Origin of the sequence: Rhodococcus sp. PML026 (genome assembly GCF_000963615.1) — a bacterium.
GTDB classification, from domain to species: Bacteria; Actinomycetota; Actinomycetes; order Mycobacteriales; family Mycobacteriaceae; genus Rhodococcoides; species Rhodococcoides fascians.
Map to the genome: position 1 here is coordinate 77,067 of NZ_KQ031370.1, position 20,364 is coordinate 97,430.

Genomic DNA, 20,364 nt, shown 5'->3' on the forward strand with positions numbered 1-20,364 from the left:
TCGGGTTGTTTCTCGGGAGCCGAAGTTCATGTACGTAATATCTTCTGCGCCAGAAGGACTCGGCGTCGCTGGACGGCCTTCATCGTGCGCCTCGATGGGGACGGTCGTCTTCGGCGAACGGCCGGAGAGCTGTGTGCTGGCACTGTGAGGCCCGAGGGTGAAGGGGCCGCGAAAGCGTTGACGGCGTGCAGGATCCACGTTGCTACTATCGAAGATAGTAGATCGTGTAGTATGACGCTGACAGACCGGAAGACATCGTCGAGGTGAACGAGACAGAGGTGCAGGGTGCAGCGGGTGACGACACGCTGGTCCCTACTTGCGATCATCGTCATCGTGACAGTTGTTGGAGCGCTGGCATTGTGGTCTCGAGATCCCTCGACCCAGTCGGTGGGGTCCGCAGGATCGGCACCTCACGTCGAGGACGAGGATCTCCCGTCGGCAGTGATCGCTACCCGTGCTGCCCTCGAGCCGTGCCCGACCTCGTCGCCGGTTCCGTCCCCCGTAACTGGCGAGCTCGTCGGTACGTCCGCACGATGCTTGGGAACGTCGGACTTATCCGATCTGGGGACCTCCCTGGCTGGGCAACCCACATTGCTCAATGTCTGGGCGTCGTGGTGCGGTCCGTGTAGACAGGAGATTCCGGTTCTGGCCCAGTACGCCGCAGAACCGGATGCGGTTCGGGTCGTCGGTCTCAACGTCCAAGACGATGCCGATGCGGCATTGAGCCTGCTCACCGAGCTGGGAGTGCACTATCCCTCGTTCGATCAGGCCGACGCGGCGTTGCAGACACTTGACGCGCCCCCTGTCCTGCCCCTGAGTTTCTTGGTCCAGAGCGATGGAACGATCGAGCGCATCACCTCGACGCCGGTGTTCTACGACCCGAGTCAGGTGCGGGAGGCGGTAACAGCGCTTGTGCGCTGATCTCAGCACGAGCACGAGCACGAGCACCAGCACCAGCAACGCGGCGAGGATCGAACGCCCGCCGGCGGACGGACTTCTACAGAATTGGGAGATGTGTATGACCAGGCAGCGGGCAGGTGCGTTCTCGCTCACGCGCCGCAACTTTCTCGCGCTGAGCGCGGCCGGAACGAGTGCCGTCGTGTTGGCGGCATGCGGCAATGGCTCGTCCGCAGCGACAGTTGTCGGACCGGACTCCGATGTGGTGGGACAGGCCGAGGACGCGCGGCGCTCGGCCGTCGGCAGACAAGTCGATATTTCCTTGAGAGCTCAGTCGAGCACGATCGACCTCGGCGGAGTGCAGGTACAGACCTGGACTTTCGGCGACAGACTCCCCGGTGCCGAGATTCGCCTGAGCCGAGGTGATGTGTTGCGCGCACAGCTCGACAACCGCCTCGAGCAGGAGACGACGATCCATTGGCACGGAATCGCCTTGCGCAACGACATGGACGGAGTGCCGGGCCTGACTCAGCCGGCTGTGGCTTCCGGTGACTCGTTCGGCTACGACTTCACCGTGCCCGACGCGGGCACGTACTTCTTTCACCCTCACGTCGGTACCCAACTCGACAGAGGACTGTATGCACCGCTGATCGTCGAGGACCCCGCCGACGGCTCGGACTACGACCTCGAAGCCGTCCTGGTCCTGGACGACTGGCTCGACGGGGTAGCCGGCGACCCCGATCGAGAACTCGAACGGCTGCGCAGCGAGGGCATGTCGATGGGCGGCATGTCGATGAGCGCGCCCACCGCCCAGTCGCCTCTCGGTGGCGACACCGGCGACGTGAGCTACCCGTACTACCTGATCAACGGCAAGATCGCCGCCGACCCCATCGTGCTCGGCGGACGGCCGGGCCAGCGGCTGCGCCTGCGCATCATCAACGCAGCTGCCGACACGGCCTTCCGTTTCGCAGTGGGGGGGCATCCTCTCACTGTTACTCACAGCGACGGATTTCCGGTTCAGCCCGAGCAGGCGCAATGCTTGTTGATAGGGATGGGAGAGCGTTACGACGCAATCATCACCTTGCAGGACGGGGCGTTTCCGATTGTCGCCGCCGCGGAAGGTAAGGACGGGAGCGGGTTCGCTGTGTTGCGTACCGGGCCAGGCGCCGCGCCGCAGTCCTCAGTCCGGCCTGCCGAACTCTCTGCAGCCCCGGTGATGGCTGATCAACTGATGTCGCTCGATACGGTCCGCTTGTCCGCACGCGAGCCGGATCGCACGTACGACATCGCTCTCGGGATGGAGATGGGCGGGTACACCTGGACGCTCAACGGTGAGACGTACGAGCAGCACACCCCCCTCGACGTTCGCGAAGGCGAAAGAGTACGACTTCGCTTCGTCAACGCCACCACGATGTTTCATCCCATGCATCTGCACGGACACACCTTCGAGGTTGTCAACGGTGCCGGATCAGGCCCCCGGAAGGACACCTCGCTGGTCTTGCCGAACCAAACTGTCGAAGTCGACTTCGACACCGACAATCCCGGCCAGTGGCTTCTGCACTGCCACAACCTCTATCACGGGGAAGCGGGAATGATGACATCGGTGTCCTACCTGGCGTGAGCCTACGGCCGCATTCGTATTCGAGGCATGCAAACCTCTCGGACCAGGGTGCTCGCTACCGAAGGATCACGTAGCTGGCTCGTTCGACGGGATAGAGTGAACACGCGCCTAGGAGGCACTCATGCAGGGTTTGGGAGAGCTCGAAGCTCTGGTGATGGACGTGGTGTGGAATACCAGCGCCGCAGTCCGGGTTCGTGATGTCATCGATCAACTCGAGGACGGTCGAGAACCGGCGTACACCACGATTCAGACGGTGCTCGACAATTTGCACCGTAAAGGCTGGGTACACCGACAACGCAACGGACGGGCATATTGGTACGAAGCCACCCGAAGCAGGGAAGAAGCCGCCTCCGACGCCTTGCGAATACTTCTCGAATCGACCGGCGACCCGACGAGCGTGCTGCTGCACTTCGCCCGCGGCGCTTCCGATGACGAATCGAAGGTGCTCACCCGCGGTCTGAAAGAGCGTCAGAGGTGACTGCCGTACTCCTGTGGGCCCTCGGTGGGCTGTTGGTTGCGGCTGCCGCGCCATTGCTGATGAGGTCGATGATCGACAGAGGTATCGATGCGCACGTCACGCTCTTGACGTGGTCGGCGCTCGTTGTGGGCACCTTGGTCAGCATTGCGGTACCGGTCGTGCTCAGTGCGATCCCCAGTCATGGGGGCGTGACGACCCTGGTCGACATCGCACACCAATGCTGGCTCGCCCTTCAGGGCGACATACCTGCCCGCGTCGAGGCCATCGTCGGGGTTGTCGGGATTGCGATGTTGGGCTGCGGCGCAGTCCGCTGGATCGTCCACCTGAGGCGCGCAGTGTGTGAGCGACGGCGAGTGTACGAGCGGCACATCGATCTGCTGCGCATCATCGCTGGAGGCGTCGGGTTTTCCGGTTCGAATCAACCCGCGTCGACCTTGTGGCTTCCGTTGGACAGTCCTCTCGCGTACAGCGTCGCGGGACGACCGGCGATGGTCGTGGCCAGCGAGGGGCTGCGTACGCAGTTGACGCCTGCTGAAGTCGAGGCGGTCCTCGCACACGAACGTGCACACATCGATGGCCGGCATCATCTGCTCGTAGGCATTGCCGAGTCGGTGGCCTATGCGTTTCCGTGGCTACCGATCATGCGAGCGTCACCTTCGCTCGTGCGCGCTCTGGTCGAACTCGACGCGGACGCCCGCGCAGCCCGCTCGCACGGACGAGACCCCGTGCGGCGCGCTCTGACTTCGCTGCGCCCGCACCCTGTTCCTCTGCCCGCCCTCGGTATGGTTTCCGATGCCACCGTTGTGCGGCTCGATCGTCTCGCCGTGGACCGAGTGATCCCGCATGCTCCCCTCCGGTGGGCGCGGGCGTTCGTAGCGTGCACCGCCGTTGCCCTGCCTGCGTTACCAGTAGTGGCCCTGCTGGGGGCCATGACGTTGGCATCCTGCGCGGTGGGATGAAATGCCCCGCGCGGCACTACAGATCACGGGAGCGAGTCCGCAATACTCGCCCCTCGGCTTTCGGGTGCGGGAAGCGATCATCATGAGACCGACGAGCGCGAGGACCATCGCCATCGGATAGCCGACCGCGAGATCCTGCCATCCGGCGCTCGGAAGAAACCGAAGCTGCCCGAGATGAATTACGACGTGGGTCGCACCGATCACGACACCCGCCATCAGGACCACCCAACCCCGACCTTGACGGCGGCGCTCACGCTTGTACGCCTCGGTGTAGGGGCCGCCCGCGTCTTCCGACGACCGGCCGTCTCGTTCTTCGCCTGACATCGCGCGCTGCCAGCACGTCCATACGTTGTCGATCGTGAGCGAGTCGGCCGACGGAGCCGAACCACCGCCGAGGAGAAGGCAACCTGGGGCGAGGGCACGCCTGCGCTGGTAGCACTGAGGGTGACAGCGGGCGAGGTTCTGATTCGCCGGTACAGGCCGGGGCCCGTTCGACGTCGTTTGCGCCCGCTGGCAAACCGATAGGTTCACTTCCCGGCAGTAGCGGGACCATCGGCGAAGTGTCCGGTCCCGACCTGGTAAACCCTGACCAAGACGATCTCGGCATTCGATTTCACCGGATCGGTTCTGGTGCTCGACCTTCGGGGGCGGTGGTGCGGAACGTGCGTGATCATTCTCCGATGGTTCGTCCGGTGTTTCGCCACGCGAGCATGCCGCCTTGTAGTTCGACGACATCGGTGTAGCCGAGAGAGGCCAGTTCTTTCGCAGCGGTGGCGCTCATTGTCCCGGTACGGCAGTAGATCGCCAGCGGCGTGGTCCGGTCGGGCGGCAACGTCGCGGCCTGTTGTCGGATCTGGTCGAAGGGAAGGCTCGAGTCGGTTCCCGGGAGCTGGCCCTCGTCGGGGGTATGGACGTTGATCGTGACTCGGGCGGGATCGGCGATTGCGGCGGCGAAGTCAGCGGGATCGAGCAGTTCCGCCCGTGTAGCAACGGGCATCGACGCGGTGGGCTCAGAGACCTCGCCGCCGGTACATCCAGCGAGTGCAAGGACGAGGACAGTCAGTATCGATGCCGGACTACGGAGCGTCGATCGGGACACCGAATGCGGTGCCATCGCATCGAGGTGATCACCGAAAGGCACACGCATAAAAATACGTTCGGTGATCACGAGAGCACCTGCGACGCTGCGAGGACGCCGATGAGGACCGCGCAGCAGATGAGCGAGACAGTGAGTCGGCCTCGACGAGTGTGCGCGTCCACTCGAAACAGAAACAGGCCTTGCCGGACCAATGTGTATGCGGCAATACTCCCCAGGAAGACCAGCCCTCCGACGGGAAGGTCGACCTGAAGTACCGCGGCGAGCGCAACTCCCGCGATCAACAGGGCTGCAGCGGCCTCGTAGAGCTGAACCGGAATCCTCCTCGTCGCCAGGGTGCGATCGGACGAAAACAGGCCCCACCGAGATCGAGTCGGACGCCCCGAACAGCAGCCCGCCAAGAAGCATCCCGGACGACCGATCGCCATGCCGAGAAACAATCCCGGGGTGGTTGCATCCAGGACTGCGCCGACGTCCATACCCCCGAGTGCTCCGCCGATGACCAAGGTGCCGAGCGAAACGAGGAGGAAGCCTTGTATGCACGCTCCTGCGCGGATGAAAGTAGATATCGGTCGACGGTGCAAGATCAAGTACCAAACCTTGGCACCGATATATCCCAAAACGCAACTCAGAGCTGAAATTGCAACAGCAGCAGCAACATTGGCATCCATGCGTGAGAGCAGGAATCCCTGAACAATCAATGCAACCACCGCTCCCGCGGCTACCAACGCCGGCCAACTCCACACCCGCACAGCGGGACCGTATGTCAGTAGCGCAGTGCGCGCGGTGAGCACAGAGTTCTGCTGCCGTTCGCTACTGTCTGCGCCCCCGTCGATGCGTCGCGCACTCACCTCCCACTCCCCGCTGGCAATGCCCTGAATACGGGTGGTCGCGGCGAACCGGCCTCCAGCGGCAGGACGTGATTTCACGACCAGAGTCCGATCGAAACCGACCTTCTCGGTCGATGCATGGCCCTCGACTTCCACCCGCGATCCAGTGAAGCGAATCGCCACGTCGTGGCTGGGCTCGGCATCGGCCCCGCCGACACCCCAGTACGTCACCGCAAGCCCCAGCGGCTCGACCTGGGAAATCTCATCGGTACAACTGGTGGCTGGTGAGCGCTTGGGTGCGTAACTCTGCGGTGCGGGCGCAACAGCTTCAGGCGTGCGGGCACGTGGGCGCTCCGGCGGCGCTGCAGTATCGATCGTCGGTTCTGCGGCCTGGGCCGACGCTCGCGGTGGGGTAGTGGAGTCCGGCGCGAAAGCCCGGGCGACAGTGGGATGGAGTGCACCGCTGCCGGGCGAGTGGCCCCTGCTTCGAAGATAATCGGCGGCGGCGACGCTGACCGCAGAATGTGGGGCCACCGCTGAGAGGGGATGCCTTGGCTGGGGCTCAGTACGTATGGCACCGGGGTGGGGAGCCGGTGGGCCGCCCCCGGATCGTGTCGCCGTGGTTCGTCGTTTGTGCGCTTTCGATCGCGACTTGCTGGATTTCTTTCCCACAGGTTGCCTCCATCATCGCCTGTCCGGGCGACGGCGTCTCGACAGCAGTCAACTACTATGCTCGATAGTAGCTGAACTACTAAGCGTTATAGTAGGAGCTGCGGGATGACCACACTCCGCAGGTCAGCAGGTGGCTGGTGCGAGAGTGAGGAGCAGCAATGATGAATATGGGCACCATGAGTGGCGGATGGACGATGATGGCAGGAATGGCCGCGTTCTGGCTGGTCGTGATCGCTCTGTTGATCTGGGGTGCGGTTCGGCTGATGTCCGCTCGCCCGCAATCGGGGGAGGACGCGCAGGAAATCCTCGATCGTAGATTCGCGGCCGGGGAGATAGATCGAGATTTCTATCGCGCAGCGGTCGCAGAATTGGCGACCGCTGCGCTGCGCAAGCGTGCCGACACTCGGTAAAGAGCAACTGCGGTGTGACGGGCAGGCATTTTCACCGCATGTGACCGAGTTTGCGGACTGGATATGTCGGTGCGCGCCGGCTGGCCGGTAGGGCAGGGCTCGCCCGGGGCCGGTGAGCGGCAACTGTCGGCGCGTTCGAAGGCGCACCGAAACGATCAGATCGAAAGTGGAACCGAACGTGAGTGATACACCCATCTACGACTTACTCAACGCTACATCGGCGGCGCCGCAGCCCCATGGTGAACGAGACAGTATCGCTCCACCGTCCGATCTGCGGCGTCAGCGATCGACCGAACGAGCAGTTCCGCGATCTTCGAGAGTCGACACGCGGGCTCGCCATGCGCGCCGTGACACGGCGTAATTCGCCCTGCCCTGCCTCCAGTCGGTGAGAAGACTCGTAACGGAAATCGCAGCGAACGCCGATGATCCACGCGCGTGTGCAGGTACGCCCGTCGCTGTAAGGCTCAGCTGTGCCGCGGATGCATGCGCCCCTTGACCGAATCGGTATCGACATCCATGCCCGTCCGTGAGCATGACAGCGACCGCGGGTGCACCTGGTGGCCAGCCGACTGGCGCTCACGCGTTGACAACACCCTGACGGTTCTTCCCAATGGGATCAGGAAGGGGTATGGTTCGACTTGATCAACATATACCCCTATGGGGTATATGTTGTCCGAGATGTCGAAAGCTACGCATGATCATCACGCACTGTCAGTTACGCCGGTATTGATGTACGGCCACTGTGAGCCGTCGGTCCGCAACGACGTCAACGCCGTGATCGGAATGGACACTGTCGCGTTATCGGCGGCGGCAGGGACATTCACGGTCACCAGTGCAGCCGCGCTCGTCCAGGCGCAGATCATTGTCGCCCTCGACGCCGAATACACAGCCGAACCAGAACCCACGAGTTCATGGGATGAATGGATATCGAACTCGATGGATGAGAGGACTGCACGATGAACGATCACACACACTCCGACGTCGACTCCGCGCGGACGGATCCGCCGAACAGACTGCAGCACAGCGGGCATGAAGAAGGACCCGAAATGCACACGGACGGGGCAGAGAAGGCGACTCCGCAGTCGGACCACGACACCGGCGGGCACAACGCAGAGCACGGCGGGCACACCGGTCACGGTGATCACGTCGGTATGTTTCGTCGCCTGTTCTGGGTCATGCTGGTCCTTGCCGTTCCGGTGATCGTTGCCTCGAACATGTTCGCGATGCTCCTCGGCTACTCATTGCCCGACGCAGCGTGGATTGCCTGGGTCTCTCCGGTGTTCGGAACGGTGATGTACGCCTGGGGCGGGTCTCCGTTCCTCTCCGGAGCAGTCAGCGAAATCCGTTCCCGTGCACCGGGAATGATGCTGCTCATCGCCCTGGCGATTACCGTCGCATTCATTGCGTCGATGGGAGCGAGCCTCGGCCTGCTCGATCATCAGCTCGACTTCTGGTGGGAACTGGCCCTGCTGATCGTGATCATGCTGCTCGGGCACTGGATCGAGATGAGATCACTCGCCCAGACCACCTCCGCTCTGGACTCGTTGGCGGCGTTGCTCCCGGATGTCGCCGAACGCGTCGAGGGCGACGATGTGGTGCCGGTGCCCCCGTCCGAGCTGCAGCTCGGTGATGTCGTTGTCGTCCGCCCCGGCGGCCGCGTACCGGCGGACGGCACCATCGTCTCCGGATCGGCGAGCATGGACGAATCGATGATCACCGGGGAATCACGCACCGTCCGCCGCAGCGACGGCGATCAAGTCGTCGCCGGCACTGTCGCCACCGACTCAGGTCTGCGCGTCCAGGTCACTGCAGTAGGGGAGGACACCGCCCTCGCCGGCATCGGCCGCTTGGTCGCCGACGCCCAGAACTCGACCTCGCGCGCTCAGCGCATCGCGGACACCGCCGCTGGCTGGCTGTTCTGGTTCGCTCTCGGTGCCGCGATCATCACCGCTGCGGTGTGGACTCTGGTCGGGATGCCCGACGACGCCGTCATCCGCACCATCACCGTGCTGGTCATCGCCTGCCCGCACGCACTCGGACTGGCGATTCCGCTGGTGGTCTCCATCGCCACCGAACGCGCCGCCCGCGGCGGTGTTCTGGTCAAGGACCGGCTCGCACTCGAAACCATGCGCACGGTGGACACCGTGCTGTTCGACAAGACCGGGACCCTCACCAAGGGTGAACCCACCGTCACCGCAGTCGAGGTGACCGGCGGGCGCACCGCCGACAACGTTCTCGCGCTGGCCGCTGCCGCAGAAGCAGATTCCGAACATCCACTCGCCCGTGCCATCGTCGAGGCCGCACGCGCGCGGAACCTGACGGTCCCGGCTGCAGCCGGCTTTCAGTCGTCCCCCGCCGTCGGGGTCGCAGCCGACGTCGACGGCGTCCGGATCCAGGTCGGCGGGCCGGCACTGCTCGAGCAGGAACACGGATCCGAACTCGCTGTCGCCGACCGGTGGCGCGGGGACGGGGCGATCATCCTGCACGTCCTCGCCGACGGGGCCGTGATCGGTGCCCTCGCGCTCGCCGATGAGATCCGGTCCGAGTCACGCACTGCGGTAGACGCGCTGCACGCGCGAGGAATCGCGGTCGTGATGATCACCGGTGATGCCGACGCCGTCGCGAAGTCCGTCGCCACCGAGCTCGGTGTGGACCGCTACTTCGCCGGGGTGAAACCGGAAGACAAGTCGCACAACGTCGCTGAACTCCAGAGCGAAGGCCGTACGGTGGCGATGGTCGGCGACGGAGTCAACGACGCCCCGGCTCTGGCGCAGGCCGATGTCGGTATCGCGATCGGGGCCGGCACCGACGTCGCAATCGCATCGGCCGGAGTGATCCTCGCCAGCGACGACCCGAGGTCGGTGTTGTCGGTGATCGAACTCTCGCGCGCCTCGTACCGAAAGATGAAGCAAAACCTCTGGTGGGCAGCGGGATACAACCTCATCTCGGTTCCGCTCGCGGCAGGAGTGCTCGCGCCGGTCGGGTTCGTGCTGCCGATGTCGATCGGCGCGATCCTGATGTCGCTGTCGACGATCATCGTCGCTGCGAACGCACAATTACTGCGTCGACTCGACCTCACACCCGACACCATCACCGGAGCGGTGAACGAGGGGAGTTCCAACCCTCCGTCGCAGCGCACACCGTCACTGTGAGAGCTGATCTCGTACCGGGAACGCAGCCCTGACAATTGTGGAACGTTGATGGCCGCACCTTCTCCGCCGGAGAGGATGCGGCCATCGTTGTCTATAGCGGGCCGGGTCAGCCGAGCAGCCGCTGCATGGTGTCGATTTCCTGCTGCTGGGTGGCGACGATGCTGCGGGCCATCTCCAGGGCGTCAGGATTGGAACCGTCTGCGATTTCGGTGTTGGCCATCTCGATGGCGCCGGTGTGGTGGGCGATCATCATCGTCAACCACTGGCGGTCGAATTCCGGTCCCGACGCTGCCATCAACGCGTCCATGTCCTGAGCGGTCATCATGCCGCTGCCGGAGCTGTGGTCCATCCCGCCCATGTCACCCATGTCACCCATGTCACCCCTGTCCATGTCGGGCATGGGCTGGCCCCACTCGGTGAGCCAGGTGGTCATCTGGTCCATCTCGGGCTGTTGCGCGGCGGCGATCGCCGATGCCAGCGACAGCACCTCCGGGTTGTCGGTGCGGCCGTTCGCCATGTCGGCCATCTCGACTGCTTGGGCGTGATGCGGGTACATCATCTGCGCGAACATCACGTCGGCATCGTTGAACTCTGCGGACGCGCTTGCTTGGGCCGAGGACATCGGTGCCGAGGACATCGATCCCATCGCATGGCCGTCCATCGACGAATCGGCCGCGTTGTCGCTACAGCCGACGACGAGGAACGCGCTCGCGGCGGCAGCAGCGATCGAGGCAATGACTTTGGTACGCATGAGGAAACTCCTTGCAAGAGTGGGTAGTGCAGAGAATTGGATGTCGTTCGATCCGCCGACAGACACGCGTCTGCCGGGCTCCCTGTCACACTCGCAAGGTCACCGATCTGTCCAACTCCCATAACGTCCACGGCGGCGCACGCTCAAGCGTGGAGTCGGCCCGTCCAATGATCCGGTTCACCGATGTCGGCGCCAGGTCGAGGGCTGCGCTCATCGCCGGGACCGTCAGCGCGGGCCACGACACCGTCGTGCCGACGCAGGGATGCATCATCTGGTGCCCCGACGGGCAGTCATGTTCCCCGGTCATCACCGGAACCGTGGCGTCCGTGTGGGACGGTGCTGCGAACGAGGCATGGCCGCCGCTCATCGATGTGGACATCGAGCCGGTCACGGGCATCGACATCGGTGTCACCGAATGCATCAACAGGACACCGAACACCGTCAGTGCAATCAGTAAAGCTGCCGTCGGAGCTGTGCCCCGTCGACCGTGCCGATTCACTGAGTGCATGCGGCCGATGATACCAACATATACCCCCTGGGGGTACGCCTGTCTCGTCGCGTTCGGTCGTCGAAGCATTTCGTCATGTCTTCGAGGTGTCGAGTCCGAGATCTGTTGCGCGGTTGTAGTCGTCGTCGATGAGCACCACGCTGCGATGTTCCCGGTCGAGTAGTGAGGCCGCGATCGAGGCGCGATAGCCGGAGGCGCAGTGCACCCACACTTTGCCGTCGGGAACTTCTGCGAGTCGGTGCGGCAGTTCGTGGAGGGGAATGTTGATCGCACCGGGGATGTGGCCGTCCGCGTATTCGGACTGTTGACGGGTGTCGAGCACTGCAATGTCCGAGTCCTCTGCGGCGAGTCCGGCGAAGTCGGACACTTCGTAGGACCGTACGCGCCCGTCGCTGGCGAGCGAATGAATCTCTCCGACAGCGGAGCCGGAGGGGTGGTCGATGCCGATACGTGCCAACTCCCTTGTGGCCTCGTCGATTTGATCGGATGTGTCGCCGATCAAGGTCAGCGGCGCACCCCACTGGTAGAGCCAGCCGAGGTAGGTGACGAATGTCGTCGACAGCTCGAAGCCGAGGGAACCGTCGAGATGCCCGGCTGCGAAGGCAGTTCGTGCGCGGAGGTCGACGACCCACTGGCCGTCGTCGATGCGCCTGCGTAGTTCGTCGGGGTCGACGGGCTCTGGGGTGGACAGATCGATCGGGGCCGGACCTTCGGTGTTGATGACGCCCATGTGGGCGTAGTACGCGGGGTAGGCCGACAATCCTGCGATCAATTCGTCGACGTACGTCTGCTCGTCCTGCGTCAGCGCAGGGTTGGACTGTTGCTGTTCACCGATGGTCGACGAGTCGCCGCTGGTGGGTGTGGCGGAGCAGAAGCTACCGAATCCGTGGGTGGGGTAGACCTCGACATCAGCGGGCAGTTCGGCGGCGATTCGACGGACCGAATGGAACTGAGCGTGGGTGAGCTCGTCGGTGTGCTCGGAGCCGAGCAGGTCGGTGCGGCCGGTCGATCCGTAGAGCATCGAGCCACCGGTGAAGATCGCGATCGGTTCGTCTCCGAGTTGCAGTACGTAGCTGACGTGATGATGGGTATGGCCAGGGGTGTGCATGACCTGAAACGTCGCCGATCCCGCGTCGACGACATCGCCGTCCCCCACTGCGCGCCGTTCGTATTCGACCGGGTCTCCCTCGGGGACAACGTATTCGGCTCCGGTGGCGCGTGCAAGCTCAAGTCCGCCGGTGACGTAGTCGTTGTGGATGTGGGTTTCGAGTACGTGGGTGATGGTGGCGTTCTTCTCCGCGGCCAGTGCCAGGACGCGGTCGATGTCACGTTGGGGATCGATCACCACTGCAACGCCGTCGTGGCTGATGAGATAGCTGCGGTCGCCCAGGCTCGAGGTTTCGATGATGGCGATATCTGGATCGGTCGTGCTCATGGGGTACTCCTACGGTGTTGTCGGGTCGGCCTCGTTTCTGACGTGAAATGTGTCGTTCAGGCCAGTGCGAGGAAGAGTTTTTCCAGTTCTGCTTCGGTCATGGGTTCTTTGTTGTCTGCGGTGTCGCCGGTCATGCATTCGCGGAGGCCGGTGGCGACGATCTTGAATCCGGCTTTGTCGAGGGCGCGGGAGACGGCGGCGAGTTGAGTGACGACGTCTTTGCAGTCGCGTCCGTTCTCGATCATGCCGATCACCCCGGCGAGTTGGCCGTGTGCGCGGCGCAGACGGTTGAGTACCAATGCGATGCTGTCTTCGTCGCCGATCATTGCGGTCTCCTGAGGGTGTGTGATGGTGGTAGTCGTTCCAGATTACCCCCGGGGGCATCGGTTCGGTGTGTGCAGTCGGTCATGACAGAACGAGGGTGTCGACAAGTACGTAGCCTGCGACGGCGAACACCAGGTAGGCGAACCACGTTCGCAGCTTGTCGGTGTCGATGCGTGTGCTCAGTTTTCCGGCGACCAGCGAGCCTGCGATCGCAGCACCGGCGAACGTGGCTGTCAGTGCCCAGTTTCCGCCGAGCCCGTCGGCCTGAGCGATCAGTCCGGCGGCGGAGTTGGCGACGATGACCACCAGCGACGTTCCGACAGCGACACTCATCTCGATTCCCAGCAGCAGCACCAGAGCGGGGATGATCAGAAATCCTCCGCCGACGCCGAACAGTCCGGTGAGAACACCGACACCGAACCCGGTCGGTATGGACCGTGGTGCGCATCGTCGCCAGTCGATCCCGGAATTTCCTGTCTTGCAGGCGGTTCCAACATCGTCGGTGCTGCGCAGCATCCGCGCCCCGGCGATGATCATGACGATCGCGAAGCCGATCATCACTGCGGCCTCGGGCAGATGCTTGCCCAGGGTGCTGCCGACCAGGGTGCCGACGATACCGGTGGCGGCGAAAATCGCAGCCAGTCGCCATTCGACGAGCTTCGCCCGCACCTTGGGGATGGCCCCGGTCGCCGAGGCGACACCGATCACCAGCAACGATGTCGGTATCGCCTCCGACAGGTCCATTCCGAGGGCGTAGACAAGAACCGGGACGGCGAGGATTGACCCGCCGCCGCCGAGGAGGCCGAGCAGGATGCCGACGGCGACGCCGAGGACCAGGGCCAGCGTCAGGGTCATCAGCTGTGGGCTGTGTCCTGGCCACCGAGTGCGTCGATGGCGGCCTGGAGCTTGGTGGTGGCCTCTGCGGCGACGTCGGAGAGTGCAGGTTCGCCGGTGGCTTGGACCATGATGTCGGGGTTCATTGCTTCGACGATGACCGATCCGGGTGTGGCGGTGTCGGCGCGGACGACGACATTGCACGGCAGCAGCAAGCCGATCTGGCGCATGACTCCGACGGCGCGGTGCGCGAGGGTGGGATTGCAGGCACCGAGGATGAGGTACTGCTCCATGTCCTCGTCGAGTTTGGCCTTCAGCGTGGCCTGCATGTCGATTTCGGTGAGAACACCGAAGCCCTGATCTGCGAGGGAGGCTTTGACGGCGTCGACTGCGGTGTGGAAGTCGGTGTCGGTCAGGGTGGTCGAGAGTGCGATGTTCATGAGGGAAGTTCCTTTCGGTCGTAGAACTGCGGTGATGTGTGCCTACCCGATTCGGGGACGGCGAATACTCGGCACGCCCACCCTGGTGAGGAGTGCGCTGGCCGGGCACCATCCGACCGCTGCGTAGAGGGCGAGGTTCGCGGCAGCGAACGCGCTGAGCAGTCGCCACTGCGGTGCGTGGAGTTCGCCGAGGGCCAGGCCGGTGGCGGTGACACCGGCAGCGAGGGCGGGGACGATACGTTCGATCGGCCATCCCGCGAACGCGGACGAGTGGGTGGTGTTGGGGTCGGTCATGAGTGCTCCTTTCGGTGCGGTGGGGTGTCAGTGCGAGAAGCTGATCGACGGCAGCACCTTGCGTAGCCAAGCCGGTGACCACCATGCGGCGTGCCCGGTCAGACGCAGCAGGACCGGCAGCAGGATCAGTCTGATCAGGAAGGCGTCGAGCAGTACTGCGACACCGAGGATGATGCCCATTTCTTTCGGTGGGAGCGGATCGGAGAGTGCGAAGGTGAAGAACACTGCGACCATGACCGCGGCGGCGGCGAAGATGACCCGGCCGGAGTGCGCGAGCCCGTCGACCTGAGCGGCTTTCGGGTCTCCGGTCTTCTCGTAGTGCTCTTTCGCGGTGGCGAGGAGGAACACGGTGTAGTCCATGGCGATGGCGAAGATCATCGCGAAGAAGAACACCGGACCCCAGCCGTCGAGGAATCCTTGTGGGGTGAAGCCGAGCAGTGACGCACCGTGCCCGTCCTGGAAGATCAGCTTCGCGACCCCGAACGCTGCGGCGGTCGAGAGCAGACTGACGGCGGTGCCGAGGATCGCGATCAGCGGTGCTTGGAGCGCAACGAGCAGCAGGATGAAACCGAGCGCCAAAATGATGCCGATCACCAGCGGTAGGTAGTCGTTCAGTGCTTGCTGCAGATCGAGGTTCTCCGCCGGCGCACCGCCGACCAACGCCGACTCCGGCAGCTGCGCGCGCAGGTCACCGAGGATGGCGCCCATTCTCTCGTCCGAAGGGTCCACGGTGGGAAGTGCTTGCAGCAGTGAATAGTTCGAGCCATCGGACGCAGGTTGAGGCGGGGTGACCATCGAGATTCCGTCGACGGTAGTGGCTGCGGTGGCGGTCGCGGCCGCATCCGACGCTGGCACGACGATCTGCAGTGCGCCGGGCGCGCCGTCACCGAACTGGGCCTGGACGAGTTCGTAGCCCTGCCGAACCGGTGCGTCTTCTGGGACGACGGAGATCGAGGGCATTGCCACTTTCAGTCCGAGGACCGGAAGAGCCAGCGCGATGAGGATGCCGACGGAGACCAGAGCGAACGGCCAGGGGTGCTTGTGGAGTAGTTCGCCCCAGGCTGCGAATTTCGGGGAGCGGTGCTGCTGGCGCTTGGCGTAGGGCAAGGATGCGGCGTTGACCTTGGGTCCGAGTGCACCCAGGGTTGCGGGGAGCAGGGTCATGGTGGCGATCAGCACGAACGTGACAGCGAGCATGATGCCGACGGCCATGGTGCGCACCGCCGGTGCGGGAACGAGCAGGACGGCCGAGAGGCTTACCAGGACCGTCAGACCGGATAGGACCACGGCTTTGCCTGCGGTGTCCATGGTTTCGGCGACCGCAGCCCGTGGATCGGCGTTGCGCAGTGCGTCGCGGAACCTGGCGACGATGAACAGGGCGTAGTCGATTCCGAGGGCGAGGGCGAACATCATCGCGAAGTTCATCGCCCACACCGAGATCGGCGTGACGCCGTTGAGCAGAACAAGTCCGCCTGCGGATGCGACCAGGCCGGCGACGGTGAGTAGCAGCGGCAATCCCGCGGCGACGAGAGAGCCGAACGCGAGCACCATGATCGCCAAAGTGACCGGCCAGGAGAACAATTCGGCCTGGATCATGGCGTCGTGGTTGGCTTTGTTGAAGTCCGACCACAGTGCTGACGACCCGGTGGGGTAGATCTCGATACCGTTGCCGGACAGTGCGGTCAGCTCGCCTTTGACCTCGTCGACGGCTTTGACCATGTCGTCGGTACTCGCGTCTGCGCCGGCGATGAGGATGCCGGTGTGACGGTCGGGGCTGATGGTCATGCCCGGCTGGGGGGCGACGATCTCGCCGAAGCGGGTGTCGCTGTCGAACACAGCCGCGACGTCGGTGAGTGTCTGCTGCATCGCCGGGTCGTCGATCGAGGCGGTGTCGGAGTGAACGACGACCTGCACTGCTGCAGAGGAGTTGCCGCCGAAATGCTGCTGGGCGAGTTCGCGTACCTGGACGGATTCGGATCCGTTGGCCTGCCAGCCGGCCCCGGCCAACGACGAAAACACCGTTGGTGCAGCTGATCCAAGGGCGATTAGGGTGATCAGCCAGATACCGAACACCCAGCGGCGACGCGTGACCATCGCGCTCCCCAGGCGGCCGAGTGCGCCAGGTGCAGGTGGCCGGTCACGGTCGTGTCGGTCGGTAGCCGCCGCGGTAGCGGGAACGGACATAGCATTCTCCTAAATACGGGTGGGGGTATATGACAAGGCCACGAAGGCCCAAAAGCTTCCTCGAAGACTTAAAGGTGAGGTGTCAGCGATGAAACAGGGAGTGAAAAAAGCCGGTGCGCCTAGCTGGATCGGGTGCCTCGCTCGACGAGCAGGTGCACTGCTGCGGCCGTGGGACATTCTTCATGACGCTGTCGATGTGGCGCCCGCAGCCGGCCCAGGTGGTCTTACCGCATGTCGGGCATGCGACGGGGTAGCACATGGCAATCCTTCCTGGCGGGGTGTACCTACTGTTGCATATACCTAGGGGGGTATGCAAGTACCCCTAGGGGTATAAATCATCGATGCGAGGGTGATGAATGGGAAGGTTCACCGCCGCGGGCGAAAGGGGAACGTTCGCATTTCGTGTAGGAAGACCGCGACTGCTCGAGACGGACTGCAGGTCTACCTTTAACAGTGGCTGTATGACACCCACTTCTGAACAAGTGCAGCTGACTTCTGAAACTGACACGAGTGATGTCAGTTTCAGAGACTGGGCCGACTACCTGCTCGCTCGTTCCGAAGAGCAACAAGACGAATCATGAACGCCAAGCTGAAACAGTGAATGTGCACTTACACAACACATTCAAGGTCCTACCATCGAGCATTTCGACCAGGTTCGATCCGGGCATCGGGTCTCGACTACCTGTCCCTGTTTTCGGATACACCGACGAGTGGGCAGGTTACGTCGCCGGTGGCCCCCAAATGGGGTTGCGTCTACGATTCGGCGCTTGGGTAGGAAGCGACTGCTTCGACCTCGAACAGGATGTCGGGCATGGCCAAACCCGACACACCGATTACGGTCTGTGTCGGTGGCAGCTCCCCGCAGCTGTCATGGACAACACTTCCGATGATTCCGAGCTTCTCGAAATCCGGGCCGACGACGTAGGTTCTGAGTTGGACGATGTTGCTGTGGTCGAGCCCGTGCGAAGCCAGGGCCACGCCGAGGTTGGCGAATGCTTGTTTCACTTGGCCGGCGAAGTCGGCAGAGACGACCATGCCGTCCTTTCCGGATCCGTACTGACCGGAGACGAACACTAGGCCAGTACCGGCCGGCACTGCCGCAGTGTGACTGTAGCCGTAGGGAATTGGGTCGTGGAGCTCACTGGGGTTGATGACTGAGTGGGACATGGGTGTCACCCTTCTTGATCGCCGAGCGCCGGCGGGTTGCCGGAAGTTTCGTGGGTATCGACTTGGAGGACGTACGCCAACTGGGAGATGACTACGTCGCGGTAATTCGTTGCAGGAAGAGGCAGGTGGCCGAGTACCGTTGGGTACAGCACGCCGACGATGTTTGCCACTGCGACTTCGACGATGGACTCGACATCGAAGCGCGGGTCGAATTGACCGCTCTCCACTCCTCGACGAACAGCGTCCGCGAAGGGTTCTCGGTACTGGGTCGCCAATGCTGTGGCGTGCTGCCGGAGTTCGGTGTCGTGGGCGGCTGCCGTCCAGAATTCCATGAGCATCCGCCAGGTCGGAACATCCGTTGCAAGGCCACGGTCCACCATCGCCACCAGTTGTTTCCATGGGTCATCGAATTGCGCCGTGAATTCGCGCATGGCTTCAACGGCAACGGAAGTGGCGCGTTGGAAAGCTTCGATCAACATGTCCTCGCGAGATCCGAAGTAGCCCTGCAAGGTGCTTACTGCGATACCGGAGGCCTCGGAGATATCTGCGTACCTGGTGCCGCTGTATCCGCGGACCGCCATAGTCGATATCACCTGATCGAGCACGAGGAGACGCTTGGGGCCACCTGCTCGTCGGTTGCGCACTGCGGCTTCGCTCATAGCCATACCGTATCACAATACGGTATGGCTAGCCGGTTCAACATCCGCCTTCGATCACGTCCACCGCCGCAACGAGCCTCCGATTGACGTGACGGTGCGAATGGACGGGCTCGTACGGAACGGTTTCGCGCCCGCTGGCGGACGGCGGGCAGATCTGAAGATGCTTGGGCTACGGGGGCGTCCACCTCGGCTCGACGTCACCAAGGCTGGGCGAGCGGTGCCTAAACTGTTGTAACAGCCAAACCGGGGAGGAAGTGTCACCGTTTCCGAACACTGCAACTTTGAATATCGACACTCCGCCAGTCACGCGGATGGGCCAGCGAGCGGCGGGCCGACGGGGATCGACCCAGATGCTGACCACGACGTCCGCGGCCGTTCGATACGAGCGTCGAACACCATCAAAGTAGCTCTACCGGAGCGGGATCGACACATCTGGTCACTGTTCGAGGACTGGTGCACCGCCCACGATCACTTGGCACTACCGGCCCCACCAGAATCACTCGCGCAGTTCCTCCGTGCTCACCCTGCCGCGCCGGCAACCCAACGCCGCCGTATCGCGGTCATCGACGCCGCCCACCACCGGCACGCCCTACCGCCACCGGGACGCGCAGAGACCGTACGAGCTGCTCTCGACGAAGCCCGCACCACACGCCTGCACGGTCTCGCTGCCCTGACCGGCGGCATCATCGCCAGTCTGCCCGAATCCGGTTGGCCAGCTGCACTGTTCGCGCGCCGAGACGCACTGATCCTTACTCTGGCGTCGACCGGCCTGCCCTACACGCAGATTGCAGCCCTGCGGGTATGCGACATCACCGCCGACCTTGAGATCGATACCCTTCGCATAGAGACAGACGACGGCATCCGCACCAGCACCGCACAGGAACCCGGGGAAGCAGGCGCGTCCCCAAAGCGGGTGTATCGACGCTGGTGCGAGGTGTTGGGCCACCATGACCGCTATCCGAGCAACCGCATGCTCGCAGACGCCATCGACGCGGTGGCCGGCACTGCACTCACCGGATACGAGCAGTATCTTGATCCGGACGGTGAACAGCCACTGCTGACTCCGATAGACCGGTGGGGCCACACCCCGCTGCCCATGACCCCGCTCACCGCGCGTGCAATAGCCGACATCGTGCGACTGCACCTGGACGGGCGCGCACCTGACCACACACGCTCCCGGGTGAGGACACAGCTCTCAGACTCGTGCATCGCACCAGAGCCCGCATCGACGGTCGTACTCGACCCCGGCTACTACGAACGCGGAACACGCGCACGCAGAAACGCCCACGACCTTCTCGGAGACATCGATTCCACCCTCGCCGACGTCGAGGCTCGTGCGGATACCTTATTGGAGGATCTTCTCGAGTTCATCGGGTCAGAGACGGGTAGTGCCCTGACCGATCTCATCGAGTGACAAGCAGCTGCCCATGGCGAGTCCCCATCTCGATGTGGACGCGTGAAGACAGACGTGCGGTTGCCCACAGGTGCAGTCTTTCCAGCCACCTCTGCCTACGTCAGACTCGCGAACTTCGGGGGAGAAGACGTCGATGAATTAGTCCGACATCACCAACCATCGGTGCGTCATCGACACCCATACAGACATTCAGGGGGTTCGCCCGATCCGTTCACTGGTTCGACCGCGTCGTTTCTCTT

19 protein-coding genes are annotated in these 20,364 nt (G+C 63.5%); 7 read left to right on the top strand and 12 right to left on the bottom strand.

All coding sequences use genetic code 11. The features are described 5' to 3' along the window. The first annotated feature begins 333 nt into the window (after positions 1 to 333). The 4 genes from VF34_RS04940 (at position 334) to VF34_RS04955 (ending at position 3,955) form a co-directional block, all read left to right on the top strand. Positions 334 to 921, top strand: a complete 588-nt coding sequence (locus VF34_RS04940) for a TlpA family protein disulfide reductase (protein WP_080733473.1) — start codon at positions 334 to 336, stop codon at positions 919 to 921. A 97-nt stretch (positions 922 to 1,018) separates the two neighbouring features. After that, positions 1,019 to 2,518: a multicopper oxidase family protein gene (locus tag VF34_RS04945; RefSeq protein WP_032375791.1), complete on the top strand. Its 1,500-nt coding sequence runs from the start codon at positions 1,019 to 1,021 to the stop codon at positions 2,516 to 2,518. Positions 2,519 to 2,639: 121 nt separating this feature from the next. Next, on the top strand, positions 2,640 to 2,996 hold the full coding sequence (locus VF34_RS04950; RefSeq protein WP_032375711.1) for a BlaI/MecI/CopY family transcriptional regulator: 357 nt from the start codon (positions 2,640 to 2,642) through the stop codon (positions 2,994 to 2,996). Continuing rightward, positions 2,993 to 3,955, top strand: coding sequence for a M56 family metallopeptidase (locus VF34_RS04955; RefSeq protein WP_032375712.1), 963 nt, complete (start codon positions 2,993 to 2,995; stop codon positions 3,953 to 3,955). The genes VF34_RS04950 and VF34_RS04955 overlap by 4 nt, the downstream gene beginning before the upstream one ends. A gap of 670 nt (positions 3,956 to 4,625) precedes the next feature. Here the strand turns inward: VF34_RS04955 and VF34_RS04960 are convergent. Further along, positions 4,626 to 5,102 (bottom strand): rhodanese-like domain-containing protein, encoded by a 477-nt coding sequence (locus tag VF34_RS04960; RefSeq protein ID WP_231578189.1) that lies wholly within the window; start codon positions 5,100 to 5,102, stop codon positions 4,626 to 4,628. Between the two features lie 17 nt (positions 5,103 to 5,119). Further along, on the bottom strand, positions 5,120 to 6,415 hold the full coding sequence (locus VF34_RS04965; RefSeq protein WP_230595438.1) for a prolipoprotein diacylglyceryl transferase family protein: 1,296 nt from the start codon (positions 6,413 to 6,415) through the stop codon (positions 5,120 to 5,122). 296 nt (positions 6,416 to 6,711) lie between these two features. Here VF34_RS04965 and VF34_RS04970 point away from each other — a divergent pair, with 296 nt between their 5' ends. After that, positions 6,712 to 6,963 carry an SHOCT domain-containing protein gene (locus tag VF34_RS04970; RefSeq protein ID WP_032401334.1) on the top strand — a complete coding sequence of 84 codons (252 nt, stop codon included), beginning with the start codon at positions 6,712 to 6,714 and terminating at the stop codon, positions 6,961 to 6,963. A gap of 956 nt (positions 6,964 to 7,919) precedes the next feature. Then, the gene (locus VF34_RS04980; protein ID WP_032401336.1) at positions 7,920 to 10,115 is read left to right on the top strand and encodes a heavy metal translocating P-type ATPase; all 2,196 of its coding nucleotides are present in this window, start codon (positions 7,920 to 7,922) and stop codon (positions 10,113 to 10,115) included. A gap of 106 nt (positions 10,116 to 10,221) precedes the next feature. Here VF34_RS04980 and VF34_RS04985 read toward each other — a convergent pair whose 3' ends face one another. The 10 genes from VF34_RS04985 to VF34_RS05030 form a co-directional block, all read right to left on the bottom strand. Continuing rightward, positions 10,222 to 10,866, bottom strand: a complete 645-nt coding sequence (locus VF34_RS04985; RefSeq protein WP_045840985.1) for a DUF305 domain-containing protein — start codon at positions 10,864 to 10,866, stop codon at positions 10,222 to 10,224. An 85-nt stretch (positions 10,867 to 10,951) separates the two neighbouring features. Further along, on the bottom strand, positions 10,952 to 11,374 hold the full coding sequence (locus VF34_RS04990) for a DUF6153 family protein (RefSeq protein WP_027494146.1): 423 nt from the start codon (positions 11,372 to 11,374) through the stop codon (positions 10,952 to 10,954). Between the two features lie 73 nt (positions 11,375 to 11,447). Next, positions 11,448 to 12,809: an MBL fold metallo-hydrolase gene (locus VF34_RS04995; protein ID WP_032374052.1), complete on the bottom strand. Its 1,362-nt coding sequence runs from the start codon at positions 12,807 to 12,809 to the stop codon at positions 11,448 to 11,450. Between the two features lie 56 nt (positions 12,810 to 12,865). After that, positions 12,866 to 13,135 (bottom strand): metal-sensitive transcriptional regulator, encoded by a 270-nt coding sequence (locus VF34_RS05000; protein WP_027494148.1) that lies wholly within the window; start codon positions 13,133 to 13,135, stop codon positions 12,866 to 12,868. Positions 13,136 to 13,214: 79 nt separating this feature from the next. Next, positions 13,215 to 13,988 (bottom strand): sulfite exporter TauE/SafE family protein, encoded by a 774-nt coding sequence (locus VF34_RS05005; protein ID WP_032374051.1) that lies wholly within the window; start codon positions 13,986 to 13,988, stop codon positions 13,215 to 13,217. Next, positions 13,988 to 14,407: a DUF302 domain-containing protein gene (locus VF34_RS05010; RefSeq protein ID WP_032374050.1), complete on the bottom strand. Its 420-nt coding sequence runs from the start codon at positions 14,405 to 14,407 to the stop codon at positions 13,988 to 13,990. Before VF34_RS05010 ends, VF34_RS05005 begins: the two co-directional genes overlap by 1 nt. 42 nt (positions 14,408 to 14,449) lie before the next feature. Then, positions 14,450 to 14,701, bottom strand: a complete 252-nt coding sequence (locus tag VF34_RS05015; RefSeq protein WP_032374049.1) for a YgaP-like transmembrane domain — start codon at positions 14,699 to 14,701, stop codon at positions 14,450 to 14,452. A 27-nt stretch (positions 14,702 to 14,728) separates the two neighbouring features. Then, positions 14,729 to 16,885, bottom strand: coding sequence for an MMPL family transporter (locus VF34_RS05020; RefSeq protein ID WP_082079146.1), 2,157 nt, complete (start codon positions 16,883 to 16,885; stop codon positions 14,729 to 14,731). 753 nt (positions 16,886 to 17,638) lie between these two features. Beyond that, positions 17,639 to 18,052: a RidA family protein gene (locus VF34_RS05025; RefSeq protein ID WP_006898173.1), complete on the bottom strand. Its 414-nt coding sequence runs from the start codon at positions 18,050 to 18,052 to the stop codon at positions 17,639 to 17,641. Positions 18,053 to 18,057: 5 nt separating this feature from the next. Further along, entirely contained in the window at positions 18,058 to 18,711 is a 654-nt protein-coding gene (locus tag VF34_RS05030; protein ID WP_230593575.1) for a TetR/AcrR family transcriptional regulator, read from the bottom strand. 472 nt (positions 18,712 to 19,183) lie between these two features. Between VF34_RS05030 and VF34_RS05035 the strand changes: the two genes are divergently transcribed. Next, the gene (locus VF34_RS05035) at positions 19,184 to 20,125 is read left to right on the top strand and encodes a hypothetical protein (protein ID WP_052061716.1); all 942 of its coding nucleotides are present in this window, start codon (positions 19,184 to 19,186) and stop codon (positions 20,123 to 20,125) included. The last annotated feature ends 239 nt before the right edge of the window (positions 20,126 to 20,364 follow it).

Coding starts and splice junctions, on each gene's coding strand:
- VF34_RS05000 (WP_027494148.1), bottom strand. CDS start 13,135: ATGATCGGCGACGAAGACAGCATCGCATTGGTACTCAACCGTCTGCGC.
- VF34_RS05025 (WP_006898173.1), bottom strand. CDS start 18,052: ATGTCCCACTCAGTCATCAACCCCAGTGAGCTCCACGACCCAATTCCC.
- VF34_RS04970 (WP_032401334.1), top strand. CDS start 6,712: ATGATGAATATGGGCACCATGAGTGGCGGATGGACGATGATGGCAGGA.
- VF34_RS04985 (WP_045840985.1), bottom strand. CDS start 10,866: ATGCGTACCAAAGTCATTGCCTCGATCGCTGCTGCCGCCGCGAGCGCG.
- VF34_RS04990 (WP_027494146.1), bottom strand. CDS start 11,374: ATGCACTCAGTGAATCGGCACGGTCGACGGGGCACAGCTCCGACGGCA.
- VF34_RS04960 (WP_231578189.1), bottom strand. CDS start 5,102: ATGCGTGTGCCTTTCGGTGATCACCTCGATGCGATGGCACCGCATTCG.
- VF34_RS04980 (WP_032401336.1), top strand. CDS start 7,920: ATGAACGATCACACACACTCCGACGTCGACTCCGCGCGGACGGATCCG.
- VF34_RS04945 (WP_032375791.1), top strand. CDS start 1,019: ATGACCAGGCAGCGGGCAGGTGCGTTCTCGCTCACGCGCCGCAACTTT.
- VF34_RS05030 (WP_230593575.1), bottom strand. CDS start 18,711: ATGAGCGAAGCCGCAGTGCGCAACCGACGAGCAGGTGGCCCCAAGCGT.
- VF34_RS05015 (WP_032374049.1), bottom strand. CDS start 14,701: ATGACCGACCCCAACACCACCCACTCGTCCGCGTTCGCGGGATGGCCG.
- VF34_RS04950 (WP_032375711.1), top strand. CDS start 2,640: ATGCAGGGTTTGGGAGAGCTCGAAGCTCTGGTGATGGACGTGGTGTGG.
- VF34_RS05005 (WP_032374051.1), bottom strand. CDS start 13,988: ATGACCCTGACGCTGGCCCTGGTCCTCGGCGTCGCCGTCGGCATCCTG.
- VF34_RS04995 (WP_032374052.1), bottom strand. CDS start 12,809: ATGAGCACGACCGATCCAGATATCGCCATCATCGAAACCTCGAGCCTG.
- VF34_RS05020 (WP_082079146.1), bottom strand. CDS start 16,885: ATGTCCGTTCCCGCTACCGCGGCGGCTACCGACCGACACGACCGTGAC.
- VF34_RS05010 (WP_032374050.1), bottom strand. CDS start 14,407: ATGAACATCGCACTCTCGACCACCCTGACCGACACCGACTTCCACACC.